A 753-nucleotide genomic window follows, 5' to 3' on the forward strand; every position below is an offset into this window, starting at 1 on the left:
ATATTGCGACTTTGACACCTGCCAAAGCTGAAACACCAACTGTTAAACCAACAGAAACTAATCAAGCAAAACCAGAAACTAGCGGTGCTGAAAAGCTTCCAGCAAGTGGCACTTATAATGTGACACGTAGCTTGAATGTTAAAAATGAACCTAAGGCTTCTGCAGAAACGCTTTATACCTTGGAAAAAGGGTACAAAGTGAACTATGACAAGGTATTGACTGCAGACAACCACCAATGGATTTCTTACATTAGTTACAGTGGTACACGTCGTTATGTGGATATTGCGACCTTGAAAACTACGGAGTCTAAGCCACAAGAAAACCGTGTTTCTGGTAACCTTACCATCAACAACCAAACATCTAATGGCTTTGATGTAGTCGTAACCAATGTTTCAGGTGGCGGCAAAGAAGTTAAAGAAGTGCGTGTTCCAATCTGGTCAGATAAGAATGGTCAAGATGATCTTACATGGTATCATGCTGACAAACAATCAGACGGTAGCTACAAGGTTCATGTAGATACAGCCAGCCATAAGGGAGATGCTGGTACTTATTCTGTACATCTTTACTATATGTTGAATGGTAAGAGAACCTATATTACAGAAACCAAAGCTACAGTCCCTCCAGCCACTGAATCTCAAGTGACAGGGAAATTGACCATCAACAACCAAACATCTAATGGCTTTGATGTAGTCGTTACTAATGTTTCAGGTGGTGGCAAAGAAGTTAAAGAAGTCCGTGTCCCAATTTGGTCAG

1 protein-coding gene is annotated in these 753 nt (G+C 40.9%); it reads left to right on the plus strand.

The features are described from left to right. The coding region (locus tag AX662_RS09635) for a GBS Bsp-like repeat-containing protein (protein ID WP_197414714.1) at positions 1-753 on the plus strand (753 nt) is incomplete at both ends.

Origin of the sequence: Streptococcus sp. CCH5-D3 (assembly GCF_001556435.1) — a bacterium.
Classification (GTDB): Bacteria; Bacillota; Bacilli; order Lactobacillales; family Streptococcaceae; genus Streptococcus.